Here is a 25,913-nt window from a genome sequence, read left to right as displayed (position 1 = left end):
CGTCCGGCGGGCCGCAAGGCCCGCCTACAACAGCCACTCTACCGGCAGACGCCAGACCAGACGCACCAGCAGCCGCTGCCAGAAGCGCGTTTTCGGTTCGTGCTTATGCACCACCTCGCCCGCCTCGCCCTCATATTCTACCCAGTTAATGCGCCCCCACTTATCCAGCCTCAGCGACCAGGCGCGATCGCGCATCTCTTCGACAAAACGCTGATGGATATTGCTCGCCAGCACGTCGCTCTCAATCAGCAGCCCCATTTCGGTGTTCAGCACCGCCGAACGCGGATCGAAGTTAAACGAGCCGATAAACACCTTTTCATTGTCGACGCTGAAGGTTTTGGCATGCAGACTGGAGCCGGAGTTGCCGGTCAACCCGCGATCGTGCGGCCGCTCTTCGCCGTTGTGCTGCGGCTTCAGTTCATAGAGTTTGACGCCGTGGCGCAGCAGCTTTTTGCGCCATTTGGCGTAGCCGGCATGCACCACCGACACATCGTTCGCCGCCAGCGAATTGGTCAGAATGGCGATGCTGACGCCGTTGCGCACCAACCCCAGCAACTGCGCCACCCCGGCGCGCGTCGGGACAAAATAGGCGGAGATAATGTCGAACTGCCGCTGCGGCCGTCCGATCACCTCCATCATGCGCTGCGGCAGCAGGGTGCCGCGCCGCGCTTTGCCCAATCCTTTACGCGGATCGTCGCTCAGCAGGCGCGCCGGCGCCCAAATCATCTCCAGTTCGCCGCTGTCCAGCTGCGACATATAGCCGCTCGACTGTACGCGCTGCATGTAGCGCTGCACCTGCTCGCTGTCGCGCCAGGCTTCCGGCAGGCGCACCGCGGTCTGCGATTCGTCACTCGCTTCATCCACCACCGATTCAAAGGTTTTGACCGCGCCGCTGTGCCAGTAGCGCTCAAAATCGTCCGCTACCTCCTCCACCACCGGCCCGATCGCCATCACGTCAAGATCGGAAAACAGCGGCTGCTTGCCCGCGCCAAAATATTCGTCGCCGATATTACGGCCGCCGACAATGGTCACCATATTGTCGACGATCAGGCTTTTATTGTGCATGCGCCGGTTAAGGCGCGCGAAATCGCTGAGGTAGCCCAGCGCGCGCAGCGTACGAAACGAAAAGGGATTGAACAGGCGAATGGCAATCTGCGGATGCCGGTTCAGTTCACTGAGGGTCTGGTCCAGCCCCATGGTGTTGTTATCATCCAGCAGCAGACGCACCTGCACGCCGCGATCGGCCGCCTCCAGCAGGGCGCTGAACAGCAGCCGGCCCGACATATCGTTCTGCCAGATATAGTACTGAATATCAATGCGCTCTTCCGCCATCGACAGCAGCAGATAGCGCGCGGCGAAGGCGTCAAGCCCGTCGCTGAGCGGATGCAGACCGCTGTGGCGGGGATGCTGAGCGATTCGCGGCGTCACCGCCCTGGCGAGGCGAGTGCGGCTGTCGGCAGGCGTAAAGTTATCCTGCGAATAAAGTGCTTCAGCCATTGATGGTCCTTTTTTTATGGGTCTGATCGTTATTATTCACCCTGCGTTCCCCGGGCGTCATGCGACTGTTCCGATTGCTGCTGATAAAGGTGGTACATCTCCTCATCAAAACAGACCAGCCACACCTCCTGCGGATAGTCATGATGCAGGAAAAAGTCATTAATGGTGCGCAGCGCAATGGTTGCCGCCGCCGCTTTAGGATAGCCGTAAATGCCGGTGGAGATCGCCGGAAAGGCGATGGTGGCGAAACGGTTCTCCGCCGCCAGCCGCAGGCTGTTGCGCCAGGCGTTGGCCAGCAGTTCCGCTTCGCCCTGCTGGCCGCCGCGCCACACCGGGCCGACGGTATGGATCACCGCCCGCGCCGGCAGATTGCCGGCGCCGGTCAGCACCGCTTCGCCGGTGGGACAGCCGCCGCGCGTGGCGGCCAGATGGCGACACTCGGCAAGCAGCGCCGGGCCGGCGGCACGATGGATGGCGCCATCCACCCCGCCGCCGCCCAGCAGGCTGCTGTTCGCCGCATTGACGATGGCGTCCACTTCCAGCCGGGTAATGTCGCCCCGCATAATACGCAGTCGGTTATGCATCGTTGCCTCCTCGGGAATATGTGCTGCGAAAATCAGGTCAGGATTGTCATTTAGTCTAGACTTAGCGAAACGTTCCGCGCCTGCCTTTTTCACGGGAGAAGAACCGCATGCCAACCACATCTTCGCCGATGTCGCCGCAGCGTCATCAACCGTCGCTGTTTAACAGCTTTTTTCAGGGCAGCTTCCCCTGCTCCACCGCCTGCCGCGGCGAAGGCAAACGCCTCGATATGATCATCAGCAGCGGCCATGACATGTTGGCGCATAAAGATTACGCCGCGCTGGCGGAGCATCGCCTGCTGACCGCGCGTGACGGCGCGCGCTGGTATCTGATCGAGAAAAAGCCCGGCGAGTATGACTGGTCCTCTTTTCTGCCGATGGTGCATGCCGCCAGCCAGCACGGCATTCAGATAATCTGGGAGGTGGCGCACTTCGGCTATCCGGCGCATCTCAATATCTGGTCCGCTGAATTTGTTACCGCCTTTGCCCGCTTCGCCAAAGCGATGGCCGAGGTGATGCGTAACGAAGGCATTGAACAGCCCTTCTTTACGCCGGTGAATCAGATTTCGTTCTGGTCCTGGGCGGGCGCGGAGGTCGCGTGGCTGAATCCCTACACCAGCGGACGCGGCCCGGCGCTAAAGCAGCAGCTGGTGCGCGCCAGCCTGGCGGCGATCGCGGCGATCCGCGAAGTCTATCCGCAGGCGCGCTTTGTGCTGACCGATCCGCTGGTACATGTGGCGCCGGCCAACGACAGCGCGGCGGCACGTGAAGAAGCGACGCGTCAGAACCTGGCGCAGTTCGACGCCTGGGATATGCTGTGCGGCCGCCAGTTTCCCGAGCTGGGCGGCAGCCCGGCGGCGCTGGATATTATCGGCCTGAACTACTATCCCGATAATCAGTGGCTAAGCGACGGCTCACCGCTAACCATCGCCCATCCCGCCTGGCGGCCGCTGCATCTGCTGCTGGAAGAGGTGTGGCAGCGCTATCAGCGTCCGATGCTGCTGGCGGAAACCGGGGCGGAGGGCGAAGCGCGGGCGAACTGGCTAAACGTGGTGGCCGATCAGGTGCAGCTGGCGCTGGAGCGCGGCGTGGCGATGGAGGGCATTTCGATCTATCCGGTGGTGGAGTATCCGGCCTGGGCGGACGATCGCCGCTCGCCCGGCCCGCTATTCGGCCTGCCCGACCCTAACGGCAGCCGCACGCTCTATGAGCCGCTGGCGCTGGCGCTGCGCAGCCAGCAAATTAAGATGCAGAATCAGGCTTAAGGGCGCGCGGGCGCTGAGGCAGCAGGTTCAACGGGGGCGTAGCAGGCCTGCGCCTCCGGCACTGCCTGCGCTGAGCGGCGCACGTCGTTCAGCCAGGTGACGGCGAAAAGAAAAACCACGGTAATCAGACAGGCAGAAAGCAGGCCAATCAGCGCGATAAGCTTATCCTCCCGACTCTCCATCTCCTTCTCCTTTCTCGCTCCCAACGCACAGACGGGCGGCCTCAGGACATCCACAGGGTCACCAGCAGCACGAAAATTATAAGCGTAAATGAGGTTACCGCAAGCACCACCACCGCGAACTGGGCGTCATCAAGCCTCGGCGGCTCATCTCTTTCTGGCAGGTCGGGCGGTAAAGATTCGTTCATTTTCATCATCATCACAGCAGGAAGAAAGCACGGTAAAAAAGCGCTACCGCACTGTACCTGCGCCAGGGGACTGCAGTGTAGCATAAGCCGGTTAACGGGTAACCGCCTCTGCGGCGGACGCCGACGGGCAGGCACTCCCTGCCAGCGTCGATCGGCCTTGCCCGTTACGGCTGCCAGCCGCCGCCCAGCGCGCGGTAGAGATCGATTTGCGCCTGCAGCAGGGTATTTTTCAGCTGTACCACATTCAGCTGCGCGCTGAACAGGGTACGCTGCGCGTCCAGCTCGTCAAGATAGGAGGCGTAGCCGTTTTGATAGCGGTTGCGGGCGATGCGCAGCGTGTCGGCAGCAATCTCCTGCTGCTTTTCCACTTCCTGCAGCTGCGCCTGCGTCTGTTCGATGGCATCGAGCGCGTCGTTTACCTCACTGAAGGCGTTGCGCACCACTTTCTCATAGCCATAGAGCGCCTGATTGCGCGTAGCCATCGATACGTCGACCTGTGCCGTTAGCGCCTCGCGGTTCAGCAACGGCGCCAGCACGCTGCCGCCGACGCTCCAGAGGCGGAAAGGATTATCCACCAGCTGATGCAGCACCGAGGTTTGCAGCGTGCCGGAGGCGGTAAGATTCAGCGACGGCAGCAGCTGCGCCTGCGACGAGGCGAGCGAGCGGTCGGCCGCCAGCAGCTGACGCTGCGCCTGCACGATATCCGGCCGACGCTGCAGCAGTTGCGACGGCAGCAGCGACGGCATGCGCTGCGGCATCACCTTCGTAAAGCGCGACTGGCGCGCGATATGGCGCGGATTCATGCCCACCAGAATGCTCAGCGCGTTCTCCTGCTGGCGGATCTGGTGCGTCAGCTGCGGGATCTGCGCCTTCGCCGCCTGATATTCCGACGCCGCCTGCATCCACTCCAGCCGTGAGGTATAGCCCGCTTCGAACTGGCGCTGCGCCAGATTAAGCGAGTTTTCCCGCGTCGCCAGCGTCGCCTGGGTGACGCGCAGCTGCTCATCCAGCGCTAACAGCGTCATATAGCCGGAGGCAACCGAGGTGGCGATGGTCAACTCAGCCGCCGCCGCCGCCGCCTGCTGCGCCGCCAGCGAGGCGCGTGCCGCGTCGATGCTGCTGCTGCGCGAGCCCCAGAGATCAACCTCATAATTCGCCTGTAGCAGCCCCTGATAAACCGTGCCGTCATGCGGCGCCCCGGTGGCCGCCGAGAGCGAGCGCGCGCGCGTCACGCCGACGCCGGCGTCCAGCGTGGGGAAGTTATCGCCCGTCGCAGCGCGCAGCTGCGCGCGATATTGATCGACGCGGGCGCGTGCGGTAAGGATATCGGGATTATTGCGCAGCGCCTGCTCAACCAGCCGGTTAAGATCGGGATCGGCGAAGGCGCGCCACCAGTTGGCTTCCGGCGCGGCCGTCGGCCCGACCTGATTGCGCCACTGCGGCGGCATCGGCAGCGAGGAAGGCGCCTTTTCCACTTCGGTGGCGCAGCCGGCCAGCAGCGGGATCAGCAGCGCCAGCGCGCGCAGTCGGCGTCCGCTCATCGCTGCTCCTCCACCGGTGCGGCCGAGGTATCGATGCTGACCTGCACCGACATGCCCGGACGCAGGCGTGCCTGCTCGTTGTCGTTGATTTTGATACGCACAGGAATACGCTGGGCGATTTTGACAAAGTTGCCGGTGGCGTTATCGGGCGAGATGGCGCTGAATTCCGAGCCCGCCGCCGGCGAGATATATTGCACCACGCCGTGGAAGGTCGCGCCGTTTAGCGCATCGACGCTAAAAGTGACCGGCAGACCGGGACGTACGTTGGCCATCTGCGTCTCTTTCATATTGGCGATCACCCATTTCTGCGCCGGCACCAGCGACGTCAGGCGCGTGCCCGCCGAAACGTAAGCGCCGCGCCGCATTGCGATCTGCCCCAGCTGTCCCTCTTCCGGAGCGATGATACGCGTATTGTCCAGATCGATCTGCGCCAGGCGCAGCGCCGCTTCGGCGTTAGCGACGTCCGCCTCCAGCGAGCCGCGGTTAACAATCACCGTCTGCAGATCCTGGCGCGAGACATCCACAGTCGCTTTCGCCTGCTGCACGGCGGCCACGGCCTGGCTGTTGGCGGCGCGTGCCGCGTCGCGTTCGCGGATCGACAGCGAGCCGTCCGCCACCAGGTTCTCCACGCGCTTCAGGTCGAAACCGCTTTTCACCGCCTGCGCCCTGGCGTTTTCCAGCGCGGCCTGGTTACGGGCGATCACCGCCTCGGCGCTACGCCGCTGCTGCTGGTTATTGGCCAGCGCCGCCTGCTTGATCGCCAGCTGCGCTTTCGCCTGCTCGACGCGCTGGCGGTAAATGCGATCGTCAATGGTCATCAGCACCTCGCCTTTATGTACCGGCTGCAGATCCTGCACATTGACCGCCGTGACGTAGCCGCTGACCTGCGGGCTGATAAAGGTCACCTGACCGCGCACGTAGGCATTCTCGGTGCTTTGCACCGCGCTGGTAAAAGGCCAGAGCTGCCAGGCGTAAAGGATGATCAACACGCCGACGATCACAATGCCGCTGCCGACGGCGACGGAGAGAATGCGGCGTTTGTTAGTGCGCTCGCGCTCTGCGGCTTTGATTTCTTCCTGCTGACTCATTGTTTCTCCATGCTTTCAGCGGTTGCCGGAACAGATTGCGCCACAGCGGCGGCGTCACGCTGCTGCTGGCGTCGGGTAAGGATACGCTGACGCGTCAGGCGATACAGCACCCAGACCAGGGTGCAGAACGCCATGCCGGCGGTCAGTAAATAGGTGTCATTCCAGGCCAGCACGTTGGCCTGTAGCGTGGCGACAGTCTGCAGCTGAGCGACCGCCTGCGCGCTAAGCAGCGTGGCGTCGTTCAGCTGGCTGCCGAACAGGCTGCTGTACTGACTCAGACGATCGGTAACGTTGGGATCGAGCAGCGAAAGCCGATCGCCCAGCAGGCTGGAGTGATATTTTTCACGCCAGATCTGAAAGGTACCCAGCATCGCCGAGCCGATCAGGCCGCCCAGGTTTTGGCTCATCCCGAACAGCACCACAAAGCTCACCAGGTTTTTCGGCTGGGCGACAACGCTGCCGATGCCCAACAACATGGCGGGTGCCATAAAGAACGAACTACTGAAGCCGAGCAGAAACTGGCTGAGGTACATATCCTGCGGACGGGTCTGCGGGTTGGCGTTGGCATCCATCAGCGAGGCGACCATCATAATCAACAGCGAAGTGACGATCGGCCAGCTGAAATGCGCGGGCTTCAGGGTCAGCGCGCTGGCGGCGATACCCAGCGCCACACCGCTGACGATCGCCAGCGCCAGGCCATGCAGCTGATCGTTGATTAACCCCACCTGCTGCAAAAAGCCGATCGCGCCGGTATTCTGCTCCGCCAGCACCACGCGCATCATAATCATAACAATGCCCAGCCTGACGATCGCCCCGCTGCCCAGCCAGCGTGTATTGATCAGCGGATTGGCGCGGTTATGCTCCAGCACCACCGCGCTGACGATCAACAGCAGCGACAGCGCCAGCCCGATGCCGAGCCAGGGGGTAGAAAACCACCACTCAATGCGCCCCAGCGACAGCACGCCGCAGAGCAGCGCCATGCCCGGCGCCATTAAGATAAAGGTGAGAAAATCCATCTTTTCGAACACCTTGCTGCGATCGCTGGGCGGCAGTTTCAACATCAGCACACAGCCCAGCGCTACCACCGCCAGACCCAGCTCAAACAGATAGAGGCCGCGCCACTCCTCCAGCTGCAGCAGCTCAGATGAAAACAGCCGCGCCAGCGGTATCGCCAGCTGCGACCCGCCGATGCCGATCGCCAGCGCCTTGAGACGGTGCTTCGCCGGCCATGCCTGTACCTGATAATAGATGCCCAGCGAACTCAGCGCGGCCGCCACCATACCGTGAGCGGCGCGCACGATAATCGCCGAGCTGAGATCGTTCACGAAGAGATGGAAAAAGGCCACCAGCACATAGAGCAATAAAAAGGCTTCGGTAAAAATGCGCAGGCCGAACTGCTGGCGAAATTTCACCAGCAGCAGGTTGATGGAGATATTGCCCATCACATACACCGCCGGCAGCCAGGCGATTTCGTTGGAATAGGCGCCAAAGGTTCCCTGCAGGTTGGTCAGGTTGGCGGTCACCAGCGCATTGCTGAGCGCGCCGGTCAGGGTGATCAGCAGGCCAACCAGCCCGAAGGCGATGCGTTTGCGGGCAGGATGCAGTGGCGTTGAAGGCGAGCCGGGCAGCATCGGCTTTTCATGCGGCTGCCACTGGCGCGGCGCGTAGGGATTTGATTTCGCCACGTCAGAGTGTTCCTGTCTTATCCAGCAGCTGCTGCAATACCCGTTGGGCTATCGCCAGCTCATCCCGATCGATATCCGCCAGCAGCTCGCCGCGCAGCCGATCCGTCTCGACTTTTACCCGCTCGAAAAGCGCCTTGCCCTGCCCGGTGACCAGCAGCAGGCGTTTACGGCGATCCTCCTCCGGCTGCGAACGTTCGATCAGCCGCTGCGCCACCAGCCGATCTACCAGCGGCACCACGCTCGCCTCCTCCAGGCCCAGCACCTGCGCCAGTGCTTTTTGCGTCATAGGCTCGCTTTCGCTGGCCAGCGTCGCCACGGCCAGCCAGCTGTTCATGCTGAGGCCGCTCTCTTTCAGGCGGCGATCGATTGCCAGACGCCAGGCGTGGGCGGTGAGATGCAGCAGACGGGAGAAACGCTGTTGAGGATCCAAAATATAGGCACCTAATGATTAGACTTCAATGTAAATTGCCGTAGTTAAGTATAGGCGCTAGCATGCGCGGTTGTGAACAATCGGCGCGGCGCATTGTGGTGCAAAAAATGGCATGGCCCGCTGGGCTTTCATGATCACCCTCATGCGTCGCCTGCACTTTAACGCCCCCGTGCGCCTTTTTATTCTGTTTATCGCTGGCCTTATGGCGTATGCGTTCTAAAATGTTAGTCGAAAGATAATTTGTCGCGCAAATAAAGAGCGCCTGTTTGCCTGCGCCGCCGCTTGATTTTAGCCGCAGGCAGAGTTCAGAAGAGTCTCAAATTTTACAAAGAGGGGGCGGGGGTGGCGCTTTTTTTAAAAAACGTTGCAAGCGAAACGTTTTCGTAACGGTGTTGTATAGCTTTTGAATAATTAATTACCTAGTTAACTATATGTTTCTTAACGTATAGCACAAAATGTATAAGCTTTCTTTGTACAGCTTTGATTTTTTTGTATAACTTTACCGCTGAGCCAGATAACGGCTCTGTAACGAATGATGCATTTGCGTCGCCTCTGAAGGTGTTTAACTCGGATTTCCACCTTCAGAGGTTTTTTTTCGTCTGAAGGATGTGCTGCATCCTGTTTCGCATTGTTCGTTACCGTGTTACCCCTTTAAACCCGGCCAGGCAACGGCCGATATCGCCCGATACTATAAGCCTTAACGCGCGCTGGCCGCGTTAAAGAGGACTGACATGCAGACTATGACACCCCAGACCGACAAGGAAATTGCTGAGTACTTTAATAAGCAGGAAAGCGCGGCGATTAATGAGATGGAAATTCTTGGCACCGTTGTCGCCGAGATCCTCCAGGCGGGTCAGCCGATAAACAATAAAGCGATTATCACTAAGCTGATCCAACGCCTGGAGCTGGAAAGCGACGTGGTGACGCTGGATATTTATCGTCACGTGCTGGAACTGGTGGTGCATAAAACTGAGGACGATATCCTCAGCTAACCGCAGGCCAGCTGCCGAGACGTATTACCGTGCGGTAGCCATCTTCATCGATAAAAGTGCGGGCGGCGGTTTCCCAGTAAGGGTTGAAGGGCGTAATCGTCCGGAAGCCCGCCGCCTGCATCGCTTCGCAACGCGCCAGCCATACCGCTTCCTCAGGCAGATACAGCACCAGCAAATCTTCCGCGGTCGAGGCTGGCGCGGCCGGATGATGAAGGCAATGAGTAAATTCGAGATGCCAGCTTTCGCCCGCGTAGCCGAGCATAATGCCGCTGTGCCCCTGATGATCGCTAAACTCCCCCAGCAGTTGCATACCCATTCCCTGGCAGTAGAGCTGCTGGCTGCGGTGTAAATCGTTGACCGGTCTGGCGATACGTAGCTGCATCCTTTTCCCCTCTGACTATGATGGTGCCGGCCCCTTCACTGGACGGCGGCGGGGCTGAACTGGTGTCCATGCCCAATTAACGGTAACATACCGCGCTTGTCCTGCCCGGACAATTCATCCCTTTCAGATTTACGGTGCGCGTCGCCGCATCATACTAAGACAATAAGAGCCTGCAAATTATGACTACCCCCTCTGCGACGAGCGAGACAAAGCACGTCGACAGCGCGTTAACCGTGGCCCGCGTGCTACGCTCGCCCACATTACTGACGCGCGAGTGCCTTGCCGGCGTAATTACCGCACTGGCGCTGATCCCGGAAGTGATCTCATTTTCCGTGATCGCCGGCGTTGACCCGAAAGTGAGCCTGATCGCCTCGGTCGTGCTGGCGCTGACGCTCTCCGTGCTGGGCGGACGGCCCGCGATGGTGACCGCCGCCGCCGGTTCGGTGGCGCTGGTCATCGGCCCGATGGTGCGCGCGCACGGCATCGAATACATTATGCCTGCGGTGCTGATGGGCGGGGTTATCCAGATCCTGTTCGGCCTTGCCGGGCTGGCGCGCATGATGCGCTATATTCCGCGCTCGGTGATGCTCGGTTTTGTCAATGCGCTGGGCGTGCTGATCTTTTTTGCGCAGGTGCCGCATGTCTGGGGCCAGGCGCTGCCGGTATGGCTGCTGTTCGCGCTGACGCTGGCTATCGTGCTGCTGCTGCCGCGTCTGTTGAAAAGCGTGCCTTCGCCGCTGGTAGCGATTGTGGTGATCACCGCCATCGCCGTCTTCTGTGGACTGCAGGTGCCGAACGTCGGGGATGAAGGCCCGATGCAGGCTGGCCTGCCCGGCCTGAATCAGCTGGCGGTGCCGCTGGATCTCGCCACGCTGCAGATTGTCTGGCCGACCGCGATAAGCATCGCGCTGGTCGGCCTGATGGAATCCCTGTTGACCGCCAAGCTGGTTGACGATCTGACCGATACGCCCTCCAGCAAGCGCCGTGAGTGCTGGGGGCTGGGCGTCGGGAATATCCTCGCCGCCTTTTACGGCGGTATCGCCGGTTGCGCGATGATTGGCCAGACTATCGTCAACGTTGAGCTGGGCAAGGCGCGTACCCGCGTCTCAACCGTTGCCGCCGCGCTGGTGCTGTTATTACTGGTCACCGGCCTTAGCGCGGTGATGGCGCAGATCCCGATGGTGGTGCTGGCGGGTATTATGATGATTGTGGCGCTGAAGACCGTGAACTGGCATAGCCTGCAGCCTGCCACGCTGAAGCGCATTCCGATCTCGGAGACGGTCACCATGCTGCTGACAGTCGCAGCAACCGTCTGGACCGGCAACCTGGCGATCGGCGTGGTGGGCGGCGTGCTGTTCGCCATTTTGCTGTTTGCCCGCCGCGTGGCGCATGTGATCCATGCCGAGCGGCAGCTGAGCGCCGATGGCAAAGCGGTACGTTATACCGTGCGTGGGCCGCTCTTTTTCGGCAGCAGCAACGACCTGTTCGAACATTTTGACTACGCGCACGATCCGCAGGATGTGACCATCGATTTAACCCATGCGCAAATTTGGGACGCCTCCAGCGTGGCGGCGCTCGATGCGATTGAAAACCGCTACCAGCGTTATCAGGCGAAGGTCACCATTATCGGCCTGGATACGCGCAGCAGCGATTTCCATCGCCGGCTGAGCGGCACGCTTTAAGCAGCAGGCCGCCGCGTGGCGGCCTCTACTGTACGCGCTGGCGTCGGGCTTTGCAGAGATAGGCGAGCGCCAGTAGCGCCAGCAAAGCGCCGACCACCAGCAGAAAGGCTTCGCCCGTCAGGCGATAGAGCCAAATCCCCCCTACTCCGCCCAGTAAAAACGCCGCCAGCGTGGCGCCGTGCAGCAGCAGCCGTTGCAGATAAACCGGCGTATACTCCGGCGATTCTTTGCGCCGCACGATATCGAGCAGCATCGCCACCTCAATACCGACGTCGGTTGCGGTTCCCGACACATGCGTGGTGCGCACGCGCGCGTTAGAGATACGCGTCACCACCGCATTTTGCAGCCCCATCAAAAAGCTCAGGCTGAGGATCATCAGCGTACCGGACGAACGCGGCGCCAGCCACGCCTCTACCCAGCCCAGCAGCAGCAACAGCAGCGCCTCCAGCAAGATGTTAATGGCATAAACGGAACGGATGCCGCGCCGCCGGCCGTGGTTGATCAGCAGCGTCGAAAAGACGGAGCCGAGAATAAACAGGCAGACGATTTCAAGAAAAAAGAGCGCGACCGACAGTTCGCCGCGTGCCAGCCGCTCAGAGAGCGACGAGACGTTGCCGGTCATATTGGCGGAAAAAAAGCCGACGGCTTCAAACGCGGCGGTATTAAGCGCGCCTGCGACCAGCGCAAGCGTGGCGGCCAGCCGGCTGTCGGTAACGAATGTTCTGGCCTCATCCTGACAAATTAACATAGCGAATAGTGACAGAAGTTAGGTTATCGCCTGTCGGCAGAGCGAGCCGGCAAGGCGCGGGTTAGCTGCCCCTCCCGGCACGGCAGATGCGGCTGTGACGAAACAGGCAAGCGAACAGGATTAGGAAAGCGCCATTATGCGCCTTTCAGACGCTTCTCTTTTGCTGTTTATCAAACCCTGCCCTTTCTGTGGCTGTTTAGCCGTTGTCGGCACGCTGCCGAGTGGAGTGTTAGCTTTCTTTTTTAGTATGTTGTAACTATAAAACGCTTTTCAATGGTAAAGCCGTTACCGCCCCCTCGCCAGAACCCGGCGGCGACTCTCCTGCTGCGCGCCGTTTCGGCCGGCAGAAAAACGCCGCCGGCGGGTTAAGGGTGCCAACAGAACGCTGTCATTTACGCTTTTATCACTTACCGCCAGTCACGCCTGGCAAAAGGCAGGATCGGCCCACCACCACAGGGGCCAGGCAGCGCCCGGCGATCAAGCACTCCGGCCAGCCACGCCACAGTGGGAACCAGGGTTTGCGCTGTAAGCGCAGGGAGGAAAAGAGAGGTAAAGCGCGGACGGCCTGGGTGTAAGCAGGACAAAAACAAAAAAACCGCCCTTAGGCGGTCACGACATTACTACTTATTGCTTTGATTTTATTCGGTGCTTTATATGGTGCCCGGGGCGGGACTTGAACCCGCACAGCCATACAGCCGAGGGATTTTAAATCCCTTGTGTCTACCGATTTCACCACCCGGGCGGGTGTAAATTGGAGGCGCGTCCCGGAGTCGAACCGAGGTAGGCGGATTTGCAATCCGCTGCATGGCCACTCTGCCAACGCGCCTTTATTCTGTGTGATTGCCCGGAACCGGACAATCTAAATATTGATGGCAATCTGGAGCGGGAAACGAGACTCGAACTCGCGACCCCGACCTTGGCAAGGTCGTGCTCTACCAACTGAGCTATTCCCGCATTTCAGTAAATTACCAAGCTACTGATTTCTTTCATCTTCTGGCGAGCGTCTCGCCTGTCGATGCGTTGCATTCTACTGACCTGAAGAAATGAGTCAATAAAATTATCCGCACTTTTGCACCGTTTGCTGCTTTTTACATCGCATCGATCAACCTTCAAACAGATCGCCGCGCGCGGCGCTCAAATACTGGAACATTGACCAGAAGGTCAGCACCGCAGCGATATACAATGCAGCCACCCCGATACCGGAAACCAGCTCGTTGGGATGCCACAGCAGCGCCACCAGCGCCAGCATCTGCGCGGTTGTCTTTACCTTGCCGATCCAGGAGACGGCCACGCTGCTACGCTTGCCGATTTCCGCCATCCATTCGCGCAGCGCAGAGATAATGATTTCACGCGCGATCATGGTTGCCGCCGGCAGGGTAATCCACCAGGCGTGGAACTGCTCCGCCACCAGCACCAGCGCCATCGCAACCATTACCTTATCAGCGACCGGATCGAGAAAGGCGCCAAAGCGGGTGGACTGCTTCCAGCGTCGGGCGAGAAAGCCGTCGAACCAGTCAGTGATCGCCGCCACCACGAAGATGATGGCGCACGCCATCGGCCCCCAGTGAAACGGCAGATAGAATGCCAGTACAAAAAAAGGAATCAGGACGACACGAAACAGGGTGAGCCACGTCGGAATATTCAATTGCATAGGTACGCTAACTGTCTGGCATGAGTAGGGTTTACCCGTATGTTGCTACATTGCCACCGGCGTTTCAATGCTAGTGTTTTAACGAGTAAAAGATTTTCTCCGCCAGGGCGTGGGAAATGCCGGGTACTTTGGCTATCTCCTCCACCGAGGCGTTCATCAGCGGCTGCAGGCCGCCCATATATTTTAACAGCTGCTGGCGTCGTTTCGGGCCGATGCCCTCAATGCTTTCCAGCGCGCTGGTATTTTTCACCCTGGCGCGTTTATTGCGATGCCCGGTAATCGCATGATTGTGAGAGTCGTCACGAATATGCTGGATCACGTGCAGCGCTGGCGAATCGGGTGGCAAAGAAAAGCCCTCGCCTTCCGGCTGGAGAAACAGCGTTTCCAGGCCCGCTTTACGATCGCTGCCTTTCGCTACGCCCAGCAGCAGCGGGTGATCTTTATCCCAGCTGACCTCCAGCTCAGCGAAAACCTGCTTCGCCTGCGCCAGCTGCCCTTTGCCGCCGTCGATCAGGATCACGTCCGGCACTTTTTCCGGCTCCAGCGCCTTGCCGTAACGGCGGCGCAGCACCTGGTTCATTGCGGCATAATCATCGCCGGGCGTAATGCCGGTAATATTATAGCGGCGATATTCCGCGCGCGCCGGGCCGTTGCTGTCAAACACCACGCAGGAGGCGACCGTCTGCTCGCCCATGGTATGACTAATGTCAAAACACTCCATGCGCTTGATCTGCGGCAGATCCAGCACCTCAGCCAGCGCCGTCAATCGCTGATGGATGGTGGACTGCTGGGTTAATTTGGTCACCAGCGCCGTCGCCGCGTTGGTGCGCGCCAGCTTCAGATAGCGGGCGCGATCGCCGCGCGGCCGGCTTTGAATATGAATTTTGCGTCCGGCCAGTTCGCTCAGCGACTCCGCCAGCAGCTCCCGCTCCGGCAATTCGAAATCGAGCAGGATCTCACCCGGCAACGTACGCGCCTCGCTGCCCTGCAGATAAAACTGCCCGACAAAAGTTTGCACCACTTCCGCCAGCTCGGTGCCGCCCGGAATTTTAGGAAAATAGCTGCGGCTGCCCAGCACCTTGCCCTGACGAATGAAAAGCACGTGCAGGCAGGCCATTCCCGCATCGTAGGAGACGCCGATCACATCCAGGTCATCGCCCTGATTGGAGACGAACTGCTTTTCAGTGACGCGGCGAACCGCCTGAATCTGATCGCGCAGACGCGCGGCCTCTTCAAAACGCAGCGACTGGCTGGCCTGCTCCATGCGGCTGACCAGCATATTCAGCACCTGATCGTCTTTCCCCGACAGGAAAAGGCGCACATATTCCGTCTGCTGCGCATACTCCTCTTCGCTCACCAGCCCGGCGACGCACGGCCCCAGGCAGCGGCCAATCTGATATTGCAGACAAGGGCGCGAACGGTTGCGATAGACGCTGTTTTCACACTGCCGTACGGGAAAGATTTTCTGTAGCAGCGCCAGCGTTTCACGCACCGCGTAGCCGTTGGGGAACGGGCCGAAATATTCACCTTTGGCATGTTTAGCGCCGCGATGGATCGCCAGGCGCGGATGCGGATCGCCGCTCAGAAAGATATAGGGATAGGATTTATCGTCGCGCAGCAGCACGTTATAGCGAGGCTGGTAGAGCTTAATGTAGTTATGCTCAAGCAACAGCGCTTCGGTTTCGGTGTGCGTAACGGTGACATCAATATGCTGAATATTGGCCACCAGCGCTTCGGTTTTACGGCTGGCAAGGTTGCTGCGGAAGTAGCTGCTGAGGCGTTTCTTCAGATCCTTGGCTTTGCCAACGTAGATAACCGTGCCGCCACTGTCATACATGCGATATACGCCGGGCTGACTGGTGACAGTTTTCAGAAAAGATTTTGCGTCAAAGACTTCATTCACTACTGATCAACGACTCCGCATTAAACAGGCCATGCCGGATGGCCAGATGCGTTAACTCTACGTCGCCACTGATATTCAGTTTACTAAACATACGGTAACGGTAGCTGTTAACGGTTTTGGGGCTCAGATTAAGCTGTTCAGAAATGTCTGTCACTTTCTGCCCTTTGGTTATCATCAGCATAATCTGCAATTCCCGTTCCGACAAACAGCTGAAGGGAGATTCGCTCTTTTCAGGCTCAATCTGGCTTAACGCCATCTGCTGCGCGATATCCGAGGCGATATAACGCTGTCCCGCATGCACCGAGCGAATGGCGCTGATCACCTCTTGTGGCGCGGCGCCTTTGCTCAGGTAGCCTGCCGCCCCCGCCTGCATGACCTTCGCCGGCAGCGGATTTTCCGTATGGATGGTTAACATGATGATTTTGGCGTCAGGATTGAAGCGCACGATTTTGCGCGTCGCCTCCAGGCCGCCGATGCCCGGCATATTCATGTCCATCAGGATGACGTCAACCTGATTGGTGCGACACCATTTCACCGCATCCTCACCGCAGCATGCCTCGCCGGCTACCCGAATACCTTTGATATCTTCCAGTATGCGACGAATCCCTGCGCGTACCAGTTCGTGGTCATCCACAAGAAGAATGCTAATCAAAAGAGGATTTCTCCGGAAAGGTGATGTTTATGGGACACTTTAATTAAGCGGCTTAATGTTACTCTCTTTTGTGGGCGGTTTGAACATAATTCACCGTTTTTTTAGGGGACGGTAATAGCGCGCGGCAGCGCGATTATTCTCCGCCTGGTGAAATTTTTCCACCGCCTCAGATAATAAAAAGTTAAAAGCGTTAAAAATAAGCAAAGCGCAGTTAAAACATTAAAAACCCTTTTTATACAGCAGGTTAAATTAATCACCCAGGTGATTATTCTTTTTATTATTGCTGACGCTATGCGGCAAAACGCCTGAGAAAATAACGGCGGCGATTTATTTTATGGCGCAGGTTCAGATGGTGAATTATTCCGCAGTCGCCTGCGTCGGGTGAGAAAGCGGTCTCATAATTTATGTTATACTTTTAGCCGTTCAGGACGCGCGGAGCGACCTGAATATTTACACAGGTTTATCAAGGAGAAACTATGGGACAGAACGACTTTACCACTTCAGAAGACGCAAAAACCCTGGCGAATGAAGTCGCCTGCCTGAAAGCGATGGTCACTATGATGCTAAAAGGCATGGGCCAGGCGGACGCAGGCAAAGTGATTATCAACATGGAGCGCGTTATCGCGCAGCTGGACGATGCACAGCAGGCGGAAACCTTCAGCCAGACCATCGGCCAGATCAAGGCGGCTTATCGGCGTTAAGTCGGGCGAACCCATTGATTTTGCGGCCTGCTTCACGCATGTTAAGCCTTTTGCCGCGGATAAGATAATGGGTTTGTTGCTAAAGGCGCTGATTGGCGCGCTCATGGTGGTGGCGATCGGCCTGCTGGCGAAGAGTAAGAACTACTACATTGCGGGTCTGCTGCCGCTGTTTCCTACCTTCGCGCTGATCGCGCACTATCTGGTCGCAACCGATAAGGGCACGGCGGCGCTGCGCGCCACGCTGGTGTTCGGCATGTGGGCTATCCTGCCCTACTTTCTCTATCTGCTTTCGCTGTGGTTTTTTATCGGCATAATGCGGCTGCCGCTTGCGCTGGCCAGCGCCGTGCTTTGCTGGGTGCTGGCCGCATGGTTGCTGATTACGCTCTGGACGCGCTGGCGTTAACGCCCGTGCGACTGCCAGTTGATGGAAACCCCCAGCGAAGGCAGGACTTCTTCCGGGCTGAAGCGACGCGCGCCGCGATATTTTTCCGCCAGCTCCTGCTGCTTCACCGGGATTTTCACCGCGAACAGATTGTCCTCAGACTGAATCAGCCCCGGCGTCAGGGGCTCGAACCCCACCTTATGCTGCTCAAACATCTGCTCCAGCATCGGCGTCGCGGCGCTGACCAGATAATCGATGCCTGATAACTCCGCCAGCTGCACAGCATGCCAGAGAATGGTCAGCGGCAGCTCATTATCGACGTCAAGACGTGCGGAAAAACGCGACATCTCCCACACCGCTTCTTTACGATCGAACGGTACGCTAATCCCTTCGATATTACCCGGCTCCTGCCACTGCATCAGCCGCGCGCAGCCGCAAATGCCGAGACGCGCATGCCAGGCAATAAGCCAGGTGACGTCGGAACGGTCAAAGCGATCGTACTCCTGCCCTGGCGTACTCAGCCGCGAGGGTATCGACCACCCTTCGCCGCGCGCAAATACGCTGTAGCGATAACTGCCCAATTCCGCCAATAACGAGGATGGCATATCCTTTAGCTGGGTTTGGATAATCTTCATCATGTTCCCCTGTCGCACTCCCTCGTTTGAGCCGTATGCATACGGCGTTTACCCAGCTGATACCCCGGCCGAAGGGTAGACAACCGGTTAACCTTATGAAACTACTAAATTTAGTAGTTGCAATGCTCGTCACAGCAAGCCAATCGCAGCCGCATAGCTGGCAACCTGAGTTTTATTCGGCGCGTTAAAACGCTTCTGCAAATTCTTTTGATGGAAGTTAACCGTGTAAGGCGAGATAGAAAGTATCAATGAAATCTCCGCAGCCGTTTTTCCTTCCGCCGTCCATTTTAAAATTTCCAGTTCGCGTGGACTTAAGGTTATATCTAAAATCCGCATCGACACATCATCTAAACGCAGCAGCGTTTGTAGCGACAGATCCAAAAGATACTGCAGTCTCAACTGTTTTTGCGGCATCATGTGCAGCATATTTAACGCTTTTTTTGATGCCACCGATAATATACCTGTCGCGCGGTTGCAGGCCATCAGCGAACAGGAAAAGCCTGACGCCAATCCATACGCTTTTGCCTCCCGCCAGAATATTTCATTCTTCTCCGAAACGGCATCCCCCCAGGCTATAAATTTTCCCGGCAGACACTCACGCAAAATAGGATCGACGGCATAATAGTTTTCATTATCGTATCGCTTTATCCAGCTCGATGGGTATGTGGTGAAAAGAAAGGTTTTCGGCCGGGTAAAAGGGACAGGATGACGAATAAATAAGGCAAAGTGATCCAGCCCCAGCGCTTCAATCTGCTGTTGCAACGCGTTTGTTAACTCTTCAGTGTTATTCAGTAAAAAAAACTGAGCCTCGACCTCCCTGCGCCAGGCAAAGTAATCATCGAACGTCATTAAAGCCTCACCGGTACGCGCTGACCGCTCGCGCCGTGGTTTAAGTCAAACTGCCACCGATGTAACAAAAAATTAAATGCTCTCGAAAAATTTTTTTAATTATATTGCTTAACGGATGCGGCTTTAAAAATGCTGCATTTCTGGTCCGTTAAGCAGATGTAAACTTAATGCCTTAAGTATACCAATCAAATCCTTGTAATTTAGTAAAGTTATATTCATTAGCGCTGCTTTTATACATTCTTTACCGCCAACCTGCAGAGGGTAAGATTTTTCTTAAAACTATTCAATCCCCTTGCACTTTGGACAGAATAGATTTTTGCGATCTGCTACAAACTATAACCCAGTGGCGGGCAGACGCAATCCAGGATAATCCTGGTTTTCGTCAGAATAGAAAGCCAACACATAAAAGAGGCTAATAGATGGCTCCGTTTTGCCCCGTAAATGAAACGCAGGCAAATTAACATTCTGATTTGTGCGTAATAATCTCTGCCAATGATTATTATAATTTATATTAGAAAAACTGAGATGCGGTATTAAATTTTATTCAGGAAAACAAGGCGTCGATTACAATAATTTACGCTTCAGGGGGCCGTTTTTTCAGCAGATGCGCTAAAAAACAGCGGTACTAACGACAAATTCCGTAGCCCTGCATCCCCAGATGAAAATGCGTGGCGTGCGCCGCGTTGTAGTCCGGCCCCAGAGCATTGCCGAACCAGACGCAGCTGTCGCTGAACCACTGACGCAGCAAATCGCCCTCCGCCCCTTGCCGGCGCCAGTCTCGCCCGACGCTAATGCGCGCGCCGTTCGCCTGGCGAAACGCCGTTACATCCCACGCGTCCGCCGTCGCATGCTCGCTGCGTCGCCCCTGGGCGCGATGATAAATATTGCGGCAGGCGTAGCTGCCGACATGCTCGACCTGCCGCAGCGGTGAGCGCTGCGGCGCGGCAAGCGCGCGCCGGTTCGCCTGCAATATAAACATGGTGCTGCTCACCGCCAGCGGGCAGCTGGCGAGAAAGCTGCTGCTGAGTCCTACGCCGGCAAAGCGCTGGATGCGAATCGGCATCGCCAGCGGGCAGGCGCCATGCATCGGCGGCGGCCGGGTAAAGTTCACCAGCCCTGCCGCGCGCGCGCGTTCCAGCACCGCCAGACAGGCAGCGGGATCGTGTCGGATACGCTGCAGCTTATAGCGCGTGACCCAGCCGGGCGGATCGGTCACCGAGAGCGGCGCAAAGGGATTCAGGTAGGTCGGCAGATGATGCTTAAGCCAGGGAAAACCCGCCAGCGCGGCCACTATTATCATCAGCGCGATCGCGATGCCTTTCACCTGTTTCTCCCGTTAGCCGCCGTTGCGGTTGCTGATTAAGTGTAGTCAGTCCGCCGCCGTTTGCTGCAAAAGAGAGCAATGATGCGTTTTTTATACCCATGCTGCATAAAAGTTGCGCCTTTGCACCAGACGTAAATAAATGATGCCAACATCGGGCGAGAGATCCTGTAGGATTGGCAAAAATCATTAGCTGTTAATCCGTTAATTACACTATCTTATGCCAACTTACCTGCCGGTAAGAACGATAAATATCGGCCAGCAGAGCCGCACAACATCACAGACAGGAACCACTCCATGGTAGACAACGTGAAAAGTACACTGCAAAAAGCAGAAGGCCCGGATAAGCTCCGGCGCAGCCTGCATAATCGTCATATTCAGCTAATGGCTATCGGCGGCGCGATCGGCACCGGCCTGTTTATGGGCTCCGGGAAAACCATCAGCCTGGCGGGACCGTCGATCATTTTCGTCTATATGATCATCGGCTTTATGCTGTTTTTCGTCATGCGCGCCATGGGCGAGCTGCTGTTGTCGAATCTGGAATACAAATCCTTTAGCGATTTCGCCGCCGACCTGCTCGGCCCCTGGGCGGGCTACTTTACCGGCTGGACCTACTGGTTCTGCTGGGTGGTGACCGGCATCGCCGACGTGGTGGCGATCAGCGCCTATTTCCAGCTCTGGTTCCCCGATTTCTCCATCTGGATGAGCGCCCTGCTCTGCGTGGTGGTGTTCCTTGCGCTGAATATCGTGACGGTGAAGATGTTCGGCGAGATGGAATTCTGGTTCGCGATTATTAAAATCGTCGCCATCGTCGCACTGATTGTTACCGGCGTCGTGCTGGTGGCGATGCACTATCCCTCGCCTGGCGGCGGCACGGCGGCGCTCTCCAACATCTGGGATCATGGCGGTATGTTCCCGAAAGGGCTGAGCGGCTTCTTCGCCGGCTTCCAGATCGCCGTTTTCGCCTTTGTCGGCATTGAGCTGGTAGGCACTGCCGCCGCAGAAACCCACGATCCGCATAAGGTATTGCCGCGCGCCATCAACGCTATTCCGCTGCGCGTCATTATGTTTTATGTACTGGCACTGATGGTGATTATGGCGGTGACGCCCTGGGACAGCGTGGTGGCCGATCGCAGCCCGTTCGTTGAGATGTTTATGCTGATTGGCCTGCCGGCGGCGGCCAGCATCGTTAACTTCGTGGTGCTAACCTCTGCGGCCTCCTCCGCCAACAGCGGCATCTTCTCCACCAGCCGTATGCTTTACGGCCTGGCGGAACAGGGCGTCGCGCACCGCACCTTCGGTCGCCTCTCGGCGCGCGCGGTGCCGACCTCGGGGCTGTTCTTCTCCTGCTTCTGCCTGCTGGCGGGCGTGGCGCTGATCTACCTGATCCCTAACGTGATGACGGTTTTCACCATGGTCACCACCGTTTCGGCCATCCTGTTTATGTTCGTCTGGAGCATTATCCTCTGCTCGTACATGGCGTACCGTAAGAAGTATCCGGAGCGTCACCGCCAGTCCACCTTTAAAATGCCGCTGGGCAAGGTGATGTGCTGGGTCTGCCTGGCCTTCTTCGCCTTTGTTATCGTTCTGCTGACCCTGCAGGAAGATACCCGCAACGCGCTGATAGTCACGCCGCTGTGGTTTATTATGCTGGGCTTCGGCTGGTGGATGCGTCGCCGCAAGGCACGCTGATCGGGCGATAGCGCAAAAAGGGCGAACCGAGGTTCGCCCTTTTTCTTTATAAGCGCTGACGCAGCGTTCGCCAGCTCTCCGCCAGCGAGGGCCGCGCGGAAGGCAGACGCGTCGGATGCGGATCACGCGCCTGCGGCGTGCCCAAATCGAAGGTAAAGGTGAAGTGCGGCGCTTCGCCCATGCGCAGATCGCTGATCAGCAGATGGCCCTGCTGCTCGCGCAGCGCAAAAAAGCCGTGGCTGAACCAGGCGACCCGCTCTACCGCCCCATCCCCTTGCCACTGCGGGTAAAGCGCTGCGCCACGAGAGTGCGCGCTAAGCTGCAGCGGGCGCCGGGGCGACAACAGCGACCAGTAACCTTCGTAATATTGCTCCGGCGTCACCGCCACCACGCGCCAGACCAGGGTGTTAAAAGCGGTGGGCGTGACCAGCAGCCGCGCGTTCTCGCCTGCCAGCCGCGCGACCTGCGGCGCCGTCTGCCCGGTGGCGATGCCCTGCACCGCCACGCTCCAGAGCAGATAGAGTGAGCTTACTGCCAGTCCGGCGCGGCTCCAGCGCGCTTCGCGCCGCCAAAAAGCAGCGATCAGGCCGATAATCAGCGGCAGCGTATAGAGCGGATCGACAATAAACACGCTGCCGATAGCCCAGGGGTAATCGGTAAACGGCAGGCCGAGCTGGGTGCCATACACCGTCATCAAATCGAGCAGCGGATGGGTAATCAATGCCAGCCAGACAGCCGGCCACCAGCGAACCCACTGAAAGGTTTGCTTCAGCGCCCCGGCGAGCAGCCAGGCGAGCAGGGGAGAAATGAGCGTCAGCCAGAACAGCGCATGACTTTCGGTGCGATGCAGCGTCATATTACTGATTGCATCGCCATGATCGAGAAACACATCAAGGTCGGGCAGCGTGCCGCAGAACGCGCCCACCAGCGCCGATTGCCAAAGCGGCACCCGGCGGCCCATAACGGCCATCGACACCGAGGCGCCGAGAACCCACTGTGAAACGGAATCCATGTTTGCTCCTGCGTTGCACCCTAACGCTCTAAGCCTGGCAGGATCCCGCCGCGCTGAAAGTAAAGTTTTCGCCGACGCCTAACGGATACGGATACCTTCGATCACCATATGCTGCACATTGGCGACCGTTTGCTGGAAAAACGCCGGATCAGTCAGAGTGCGGCCGGTGATCGCCTCTACCTGCACGGAAAAGTCCGCATAGTGCTGCGTCGTCGCCCAGAGCATAAAAATCAGGTGCTGCGGCTCTACCGGCGCCAGCCGCTTCTGCACGATCCAGTTTTCTATCACCCGCGACTTCTCATCAATCAGCGCCTTAAGATCGCCCTCCAGCTCCGCCTTCAGCAGCGGCGCGCCCTGCAGCATCTCCAGGCAGAAAAGCCGCGAAGCCTGAGGATGATCGCGCGAGACCTCGAGCTTAAGCTGGATGTAGTGACGAATCGCCGCCAGCGGATCCTGATCCTCGCGCAGCGCACGCAGCGGCGCCAGCCAGACATCCAGGATCGCTTTTAACACCGCGATATAGAGCGCCTCTTTCGAAGGAAAATAGTAGAGCAGGTTTGTTTTCGACACGCCGGCGCGCTCGGCCACTTTATCCAGGCGAGTGCCGTGCATGCCGAACTGCGAAAAGTACGTCAGCGCAGCATCAAGGATCGCCGAGCGCTTCGCCGCTACCGCCTGCGCGCGCCGTGTAGGTGCCTTGTTTTCCACTCTCTCCTGCTCCTTTCTCCACTCTGTTCGCGCTGCATCTTAGCAGAGATGGGAAAAGCTGCCTCCGGCTCTGCACATGCCTGGCGCCTTTCCGCCTGCTTTTTGTGCAGCGTTTTTTGACCAAACGGTCCGTTTTGGCGCAGCGCGCGGGGTCATAAACTACGCCTTTTGAGTTATCTGGCTGAATAAATTGTCTTTATTTTTTATGGCACGCCCTTTGCTTTCTCTCCTTTGAGCGCCGCCGGAACAGGAGGCAGGATGCACCGCAGCGCGATCGGCAATCATCCAACCATGAGGGTTTCACATGAAAATAGGCGTCTTTATTCCTGTCGGTAACAACGGCTGGCTGATTTCCAGCCACGCGCCGCAGTATATGCCCACATTTGAACTCAATAAGGCGATCGTCCAAAAAGCGGAGCATTACCATTTCGATTTCGCGCTATCGATGATCAAGCTGCGCGGCTTCGGCGGCAAAACGGAGTTCTGGGATCACAACCTGGAATCTTTCACGCTGATGGCGGGCCTGGCGGCGGTAACGTCGCGCATCGAAATTTACGCCACGGCGGCGACGCTGACCCTGCCGCCGGCGATTGTGGCGCGTATGGCCGCCACCATCGACTCCATCGCCGAAGGACGCTTCGGCGTCAACCTGGTGACCGGCTGGCAGAAACCGGAGTATGAGCAGATGGGCCTCTGGCCCGGCGACGATTATTTCGCCCGGCGTTACGACTACCTGACCGAATATGTCACCGTGCTGCGCGACCTCTGGGGCAGCGGCAAAAGCGATCTGAAGGGCGAGTTCTTTACCATGAACGATTGCCGCCTCAGCCCGCGCCCGCGCAAAGCGATGAAGGTGATCTGCGCCGGCCAGAGCGACGCCGGCATGGCTTTCTCCGCCCGCCATGCCGACTACAACTTCTGTTTCGGCAAAGGGGTTAACACTCCGGCCGCCTTTGCGCCGACCGCGGCGCGCATGAAGGCGGCCGCCGATGCCGCGCAGCGCAACGTCGGCTCCTTCGTGCTGTTTATGATTATCGCCGATGAAACCGACGAGGCGGCGCGTGCTAAATGGGAGCATTACAAGGCGGGCGCCGATGAAGAAGCGCTGGCGTGGCTGACCACCCAGAGCCAGCAGGATAAGCGTTCCGGCAGCGATACCAACGTACGTCAAATGGCTGACCCGACTTCCGCCGTGAATATCAATATGGGCACGCTGGTCGGCTCATACGCCAGCGTAGCGCGCATGCTGGATGAGGTGGCGCAGGTTGAAGGCGCCGAGGGGGTGCTGCTGACCTTCGATGATTTTCTACAGGGCATCGAGGCGTTCGGCGAACGTATTCAGCCGCTGCTCGCCTGTCGCGCGCACCTCGCTCTGGCAACGCAGGAGGTGGCATGATGCAGCCGGTTATCTGCGCCAGTGCCAGCCAGCAGGCCGCCGTCACCCTCTCCGCGCGTCCTGAAGCGATCGTCTTCCCGCCCGCGCAAACCGCGCTGATCGTGGTGGATATGCAGAACGCCTATGCCACGCCGGGCGGCTATCTCGATCTCGCGGGATTTGATGTCTCCACCACGCAGCCGGTGATTGAAAATATCGCCATCGCGGTCAGCGCCGCACGCGCCGCCGGCATCCAGATTATCTGGTTCCAGAACGGCTGGGATGACCAGTACGTTGAGGCGGGCGATGCCGGTTCGCCGAACTTCCATAAATCCAACGCGCTGAAAACCATGCGTCGCCGGCCGGAGCTACAGGGCACGCTGCTGGCTAAAGGCGGCTGGGACTATGCGCTGATAGACAGCCTGCAGCCGCAGCCGGGCGATATTGTGCTGCCCAAGCCGCGCTACAGCGGCTTTTACCATACGCCGCTCGACGGGATGCTGCGCAGCCGCGGGATCCGCCATCTGGTGTTTACCGGCATCGCCACCAACGTCTGTGTGGAATCGACGCTGCGCGACGGCTTTTTCCTGGAGTATTTCGGCATCGTGCTGGAGGACGCCACCCATCAGGCGGGCCCGCCTTTCGCCCAACAGGCGGCGCTATTCAATATCGAAACTTTTTTCGGCTGGGTCTCGGACGTTAGCCGCTTCTGCGCGGCGCTAAACGATGGCGAAACGCAACAACAGCCGGCCTGCGCCGCAGCGCTATAAGGAG

At 58.5% G+C, this 25,913-nt stretch carries 26 protein-coding genes and 3 tRNA genes; 8 read left to right on the top strand and 21 right to left on the bottom strand.

Annotation, left to right across the window (positions count from 1 at the left end; all coding sequences use genetic code 11):
* Positions 1-24 precede the first annotated feature (24 nt).
* Entirely contained in the window at positions 25-1,497 is a 1,473-nt protein-coding gene (locus tag C2E15_RS08090; RefSeq protein WP_104956912.1) for a phospholipase D family protein, read from the bottom strand.
* 32 nt (positions 1,498-1,529) lie between these two features.
* Complete coding sequence (locus C2E15_RS08085) at positions 1,530-2,081, bottom strand: O-acetyl-ADP-ribose deacetylase (protein WP_104956911.1); 552 nt, start codon at positions 2,079-2,081, stop codon at positions 1,530-1,532.
* 107 nt (positions 2,082-2,188) lie between these two features.
* Between C2E15_RS08085 and C2E15_RS08080 the strand changes: the two genes are divergently transcribed.
* Positions 2,189-3,343, top strand: a complete 1,155-nt coding sequence (locus tag C2E15_RS08080) for a glycoside hydrolase family 1 protein (RefSeq protein ID WP_245912359.1) — start codon at positions 2,189-2,191, stop codon at positions 3,341-3,343.
* Here C2E15_RS08080 and C2E15_RS08075 read toward each other — a convergent pair.
* From C2E15_RS08075 to C2E15_RS08055, 6 genes are all read right to left on the bottom strand, one after another.
* Complete coding sequence (locus C2E15_RS08075; RefSeq protein ID WP_104956909.1) at positions 3,340-3,525, bottom strand: hypothetical protein; 186 nt, start codon at positions 3,523-3,525, stop codon at positions 3,340-3,342. The two genes, C2E15_RS08080 and C2E15_RS08075, sit on opposite strands and share 4 nt — an antisense overlap.
* A gap of 41 nt (positions 3,526-3,566) precedes the next feature.
* Entirely contained in the window at positions 3,567-3,710 is a 144-nt protein-coding gene (locus tag C2E15_RS21625; RefSeq protein ID WP_167391845.1) for a hypothetical protein, read from the bottom strand.
* A gap of 164 nt (positions 3,711-3,874) precedes the next feature.
* Positions 3,875-5,251 carry an efflux transporter outer membrane subunit gene (locus C2E15_RS08070; protein WP_104956908.1) on the bottom strand — a complete coding sequence of 459 codons (1,377 nt, stop codon included), beginning with the start codon at positions 5,249-5,251 and terminating at the stop codon, positions 3,875-3,877.
* Positions 5,248-6,339, bottom strand: coding sequence for an HlyD family secretion protein (locus C2E15_RS08065; RefSeq protein ID WP_104956907.1), 1,092 nt, complete (start codon positions 6,337-6,339; stop codon positions 5,248-5,250). The genes C2E15_RS08070 and C2E15_RS08065 overlap by 4 nt, the downstream gene beginning before the upstream one ends.
* Positions 6,336-8,024: an MFS transporter gene (locus C2E15_RS08060; protein WP_104956906.1), complete on the bottom strand. Its 1,689-nt coding sequence runs from the start codon at positions 8,022-8,024 to the stop codon at positions 6,336-6,338. The genes C2E15_RS08065 and C2E15_RS08060 overlap by 4 nt, the downstream gene beginning before the upstream one ends.
* Position 8,025: 1 nt before the next feature.
* The gene (locus tag C2E15_RS08055; RefSeq protein ID WP_425438039.1) at positions 8,026-8,457 is read right to left on the bottom strand and encodes a MarR family winged helix-turn-helix transcriptional regulator; all 432 of its coding nucleotides are present in this window, start codon (positions 8,455-8,457) and stop codon (positions 8,026-8,028) included.
* A gap of 728 nt (positions 8,458-9,185) precedes the next feature.
* On the opposite strand from C2E15_RS08055, the gene C2E15_RS08050 reads away from it, so the two are divergent.
* On the top strand, positions 9,186-9,446 hold the full coding sequence (locus C2E15_RS08050) for a biofilm/acid-resistance regulator YmgB/AriR (protein ID WP_104956905.1): 261 nt from the start codon (positions 9,186-9,188) through the stop codon (positions 9,444-9,446).
* Here the strand turns inward: C2E15_RS08050 and C2E15_RS08045 are convergent.
* Complete coding sequence (locus tag C2E15_RS08045) at positions 9,439-9,828, bottom strand: VOC family protein (protein WP_104956904.1); 390 nt, start codon at positions 9,826-9,828, stop codon at positions 9,439-9,441. The genes C2E15_RS08050 and C2E15_RS08045 overlap by 8 nt on opposite strands.
* Before the next feature lie 179 nt (positions 9,829-10,007).
* On the opposite strand from C2E15_RS08045, the gene C2E15_RS08040 reads away from it, so the two are divergent.
* Positions 10,008-11,510, top strand: coding sequence for a SulP family inorganic anion transporter (locus C2E15_RS08040; RefSeq protein WP_104956903.1), 1,503 nt, complete (start codon positions 10,008-10,010; stop codon positions 11,508-11,510).
* 25 nt (positions 11,511-11,535) lie between these two features.
* Here the strand turns inward: C2E15_RS08040 and C2E15_RS08035 are convergent, their stop codons facing one another.
* The 7 genes from C2E15_RS08035 to uvrY form a co-directional block, all read right to left on the bottom strand.
* Positions 11,536-12,258, bottom strand: coding sequence for a YoaK family protein (locus C2E15_RS08035; protein ID WP_104956902.1), 723 nt, complete (start codon positions 12,256-12,258; stop codon positions 11,536-11,538).
* Between the two features lie 655 nt (positions 12,259-12,913).
* A tRNA-Leu gene (locus tag C2E15_RS08030) sits at positions 12,914-13,000 on the bottom strand.
* A gap of 10 nt (positions 13,001-13,010) precedes the next feature.
* Positions 13,011-13,084 (bottom strand) — tRNA-Cys (locus tag C2E15_RS08025).
* Between the two features lie 52 nt (positions 13,085-13,136).
* Positions 13,137-13,212 (bottom strand) — tRNA-Gly (locus C2E15_RS08020).
* Positions 13,213-13,360: 148 nt separating this feature from the next.
* Complete coding sequence (gene pgsA, locus C2E15_RS08015; protein WP_104956901.1) at positions 13,361-13,909, bottom strand: CDP-diacylglycerol--glycerol-3-phosphate 3-phosphatidyltransferase; 549 nt, start codon at positions 13,907-13,909, stop codon at positions 13,361-13,363.
* A 70-nt stretch (positions 13,910-13,979) separates the two neighbouring features.
* Entirely contained in the window at positions 13,980-15,812 is a 1,833-nt protein-coding gene (gene uvrC, locus C2E15_RS08010; RefSeq protein WP_104956900.1) for an excinuclease ABC subunit UvrC, read from the bottom strand.
* Entirely contained in the window at positions 15,805-16,464 is a 660-nt protein-coding gene (uvrY, locus tag C2E15_RS08005) for a UvrY/SirA/GacA family response regulator transcription factor (RefSeq protein ID WP_104956899.1), read from the bottom strand. The genes uvrC and uvrY overlap by 8 nt, the downstream gene beginning before the upstream one ends.
* A gap of 476 nt (positions 16,465-16,940) precedes the next feature.
* Here uvrY and C2E15_RS08000 point away from each other — a divergent pair, with 476 nt between their 5' ends.
* Positions 16,941-17,165 (top strand): DUF2594 family protein, encoded by a 225-nt coding sequence (locus tag C2E15_RS08000; RefSeq protein WP_104956898.1) that lies wholly within the window; start codon positions 16,941-16,943, stop codon positions 17,163-17,165.
* A 67-nt stretch (positions 17,166-17,232) separates the two neighbouring features.
* Entirely contained in the window at positions 17,233-17,568 is a 336-nt protein-coding gene (locus C2E15_RS07995) for a GlpM family protein (protein WP_104956897.1), read from the top strand.
* On the opposite strand, the gene C2E15_RS07990 is transcribed toward C2E15_RS07995, so the two are convergent.
* From C2E15_RS07990 to C2E15_RS07980, 3 genes are all read right to left on the bottom strand, one after another.
* Positions 17,565-18,182 carry an acyl-homoserine-lactone synthase gene (locus C2E15_RS07990; RefSeq protein ID WP_104956896.1) on the bottom strand — a complete coding sequence of 206 codons (618 nt, stop codon included), beginning with the start codon at positions 18,180-18,182 and terminating at the stop codon, positions 17,565-17,567. The genes C2E15_RS07995 and C2E15_RS07990 overlap by 4 nt on opposite strands.
* Before the next feature lie 129 nt (positions 18,183-18,311).
* Positions 18,312-19,031, bottom strand: coding sequence for an autoinducer binding domain-containing protein (locus C2E15_RS07985; protein ID WP_104956895.1), 720 nt, complete (start codon positions 19,029-19,031; stop codon positions 18,312-18,314).
* Positions 19,032-19,656: 625 nt separating this feature from the next.
* Positions 19,657-20,331, bottom strand: a complete 675-nt coding sequence (locus tag C2E15_RS07980; protein WP_104959119.1) for an extensin-like domain-containing protein — start codon at positions 20,329-20,331, stop codon at positions 19,657-19,659.
* Positions 20,332-20,649: 318 nt separating this feature from the next.
* Between C2E15_RS07980 and cycA the strand changes: the two genes are divergently transcribed.
* The gene (cycA, locus tag C2E15_RS07975) at positions 20,650-22,044 is read left to right on the top strand and encodes a D-serine/D-alanine/glycine transporter (protein WP_104956894.1); all 1,395 of its coding nucleotides are present in this window, start codon (positions 20,650-20,652) and stop codon (positions 22,042-22,044) included.
* Between the two features lie 46 nt (positions 22,045-22,090).
* On the opposite strand, the gene C2E15_RS07970 is transcribed toward cycA, so the two are convergent.
* On the bottom strand, positions 22,091-23,056 hold the full coding sequence (locus C2E15_RS07970; RefSeq protein WP_104956893.1) for a metal-dependent hydrolase: 966 nt from the start codon (positions 23,054-23,056) through the stop codon (positions 22,091-22,093).
* A gap of 78 nt (positions 23,057-23,134) precedes the next feature.
* The gene (gene rutR, locus C2E15_RS07965; RefSeq protein ID WP_104956892.1) at positions 23,135-23,764 is read right to left on the bottom strand and encodes an HTH-type transcriptional regulator RutR; all 630 of its coding nucleotides are present in this window, start codon (positions 23,762-23,764) and stop codon (positions 23,135-23,137) included.
* 304 nt (positions 23,765-24,068) lie between these two features.
* On the opposite strand from rutR, the gene rutA reads away from it, so the two are divergent.
* Together rutA and rutB are read left to right on the top strand one after the other, a co-directional pair.
* Entirely contained in the window at positions 24,069-25,160 is a 1,092-nt protein-coding gene (rutA, locus tag C2E15_RS07960; protein ID WP_104956891.1) for a pyrimidine utilization protein A, read from the top strand.
* Positions 25,160-25,909: a pyrimidine utilization protein B gene (gene rutB / locus C2E15_RS07955; protein ID WP_104959118.1), complete on the top strand. Its 750-nt coding sequence runs from the start codon at positions 25,160-25,162 to the stop codon at positions 25,907-25,909. The genes rutA and rutB overlap by 1 nt, the downstream gene beginning before the upstream one ends.
* Positions 25,910-25,913 lie beyond the last annotated feature (4 nt).

This window comes from Mixta gaviniae (assembly GCF_002953195.1).
Classification (GTDB): Bacteria; Pseudomonadota; Gammaproteobacteria; order Enterobacterales; family Enterobacteriaceae; genus Mixta; species Mixta gaviniae.
The sequence above is the reverse complement of the archived record's forward strand: the minus strand, read 5'-3'. Positions and strand labels throughout refer to the sequence as shown.

Bases quoted from the DNA above. Each gene is read 5' to 3' on its own strand.
- C2E15_RS08000 (WP_104956898.1), top strand. From the start codon at position 16,941: ATGGGACAGAACGACTTTACCACTTCAGAAGACGCAAAAACCCTGGCG.
- cycA (WP_104956894.1), top strand. From the start codon at position 20,650: ATGGTAGACAACGTGAAAAGTACACTGCAAAAAGCAGAAGGCCCGGAT.
- C2E15_RS08080 (WP_245912359.1), top strand. From the start codon at position 2,189: ATGCCAACCACATCTTCGCCGATGTCGCCGCAGCGTCATCAACCGTCG.
- C2E15_RS08085 (WP_104956911.1), bottom strand. From the start codon at position 2,081: ATGCATAACCGACTGCGTATTATGCGGGGCGACATTACCCGGCTGGAA.
- C2E15_RS08065 (WP_104956907.1), bottom strand. From the start codon at position 6,339: ATGAGTCAGCAGGAAGAAATCAAAGCCGCAGAGCGCGAGCGCACTAAC.
- C2E15_RS08090 (WP_104956912.1), bottom strand. From the start codon at position 1,497: ATGGCTGAAGCACTTTATTCGCAGGATAACTTTACGCCTGCCGACAGC.
- C2E15_RS07985 (WP_104956895.1), bottom strand. From the start codon at position 19,031: ATGACGTTCGATGATTACTTTGCCTGGCGCAGGGAGGTCGAGGCTCAG.
- C2E15_RS08045 (WP_104956904.1), bottom strand. From the start codon at position 9,828: ATGCAGCTACGTATCGCCAGACCGGTCAACGATTTACACCGCAGCCAG.
- pgsA (WP_104956901.1), bottom strand. From the start codon at position 13,909: ATGCAATTGAATATTCCGACGTGGCTCACCCTGTTTCGTGTCGTCCTG.
- C2E15_RS07980 (WP_104959119.1), bottom strand. From the start codon at position 20,331: ATGATAATAGTGGCCGCGCTGGCGGGTTTTCCCTGGCTTAAGCATCAT.
- C2E15_RS07990 (WP_104956896.1), bottom strand. From the start codon at position 18,182: ATGAAGATTATCCAAACCCAGCTAAAGGATATGCCATCCTCGTTATTG.
- C2E15_RS07970 (WP_104956893.1), bottom strand. From the start codon at position 23,056: ATGGATTCCGTTTCACAGTGGGTTCTCGGCGCCTCGGTGTCGATGGCC.
- C2E15_RS07995 (WP_104956897.1), top strand. From the start codon at position 17,233: ATGGGTTTGTTGCTAAAGGCGCTGATTGGCGCGCTCATGGTGGTGGCG.
- C2E15_RS08075 (WP_104956909.1), bottom strand. From the start codon at position 3,525: ATGGAGAGTCGGGAGGATAAGCTTATCGCGCTGATTGGCCTGCTTTCT.
- C2E15_RS21625 (WP_167391845.1), bottom strand. From the start codon at position 3,710: ATGAACGAATCTTTACCGCCCGACCTGCCAGAAAGAGATGAGCCGCCG.
- C2E15_RS08070 (WP_104956908.1), bottom strand. From the start codon at position 5,251: ATGAGCGGACGCCGACTGCGCGCGCTGGCGCTGCTGATCCCGCTGCTG.
- C2E15_RS08035 (WP_104956902.1), bottom strand. From the start codon at position 12,258: ATGTTAATTTGTCAGGATGAGGCCAGAACATTCGTTACCGACAGCCGG.
- C2E15_RS08040 (WP_104956903.1), top strand. From the start codon at position 10,008: ATGACTACCCCCTCTGCGACGAGCGAGACAAAGCACGTCGACAGCGCG.
- C2E15_RS08050 (WP_104956905.1), top strand. From the start codon at position 9,186: ATGCAGACTATGACACCCCAGACCGACAAGGAAATTGCTGAGTACTTT.
- rutB (WP_104959118.1), top strand. From the start codon at position 25,160: ATGCAGCCGGTTATCTGCGCCAGTGCCAGCCAGCAGGCCGCCGTCACC.
- rutA (WP_104956891.1), top strand. From the start codon at position 24,069: ATGAAAATAGGCGTCTTTATTCCTGTCGGTAACAACGGCTGGCTGATT.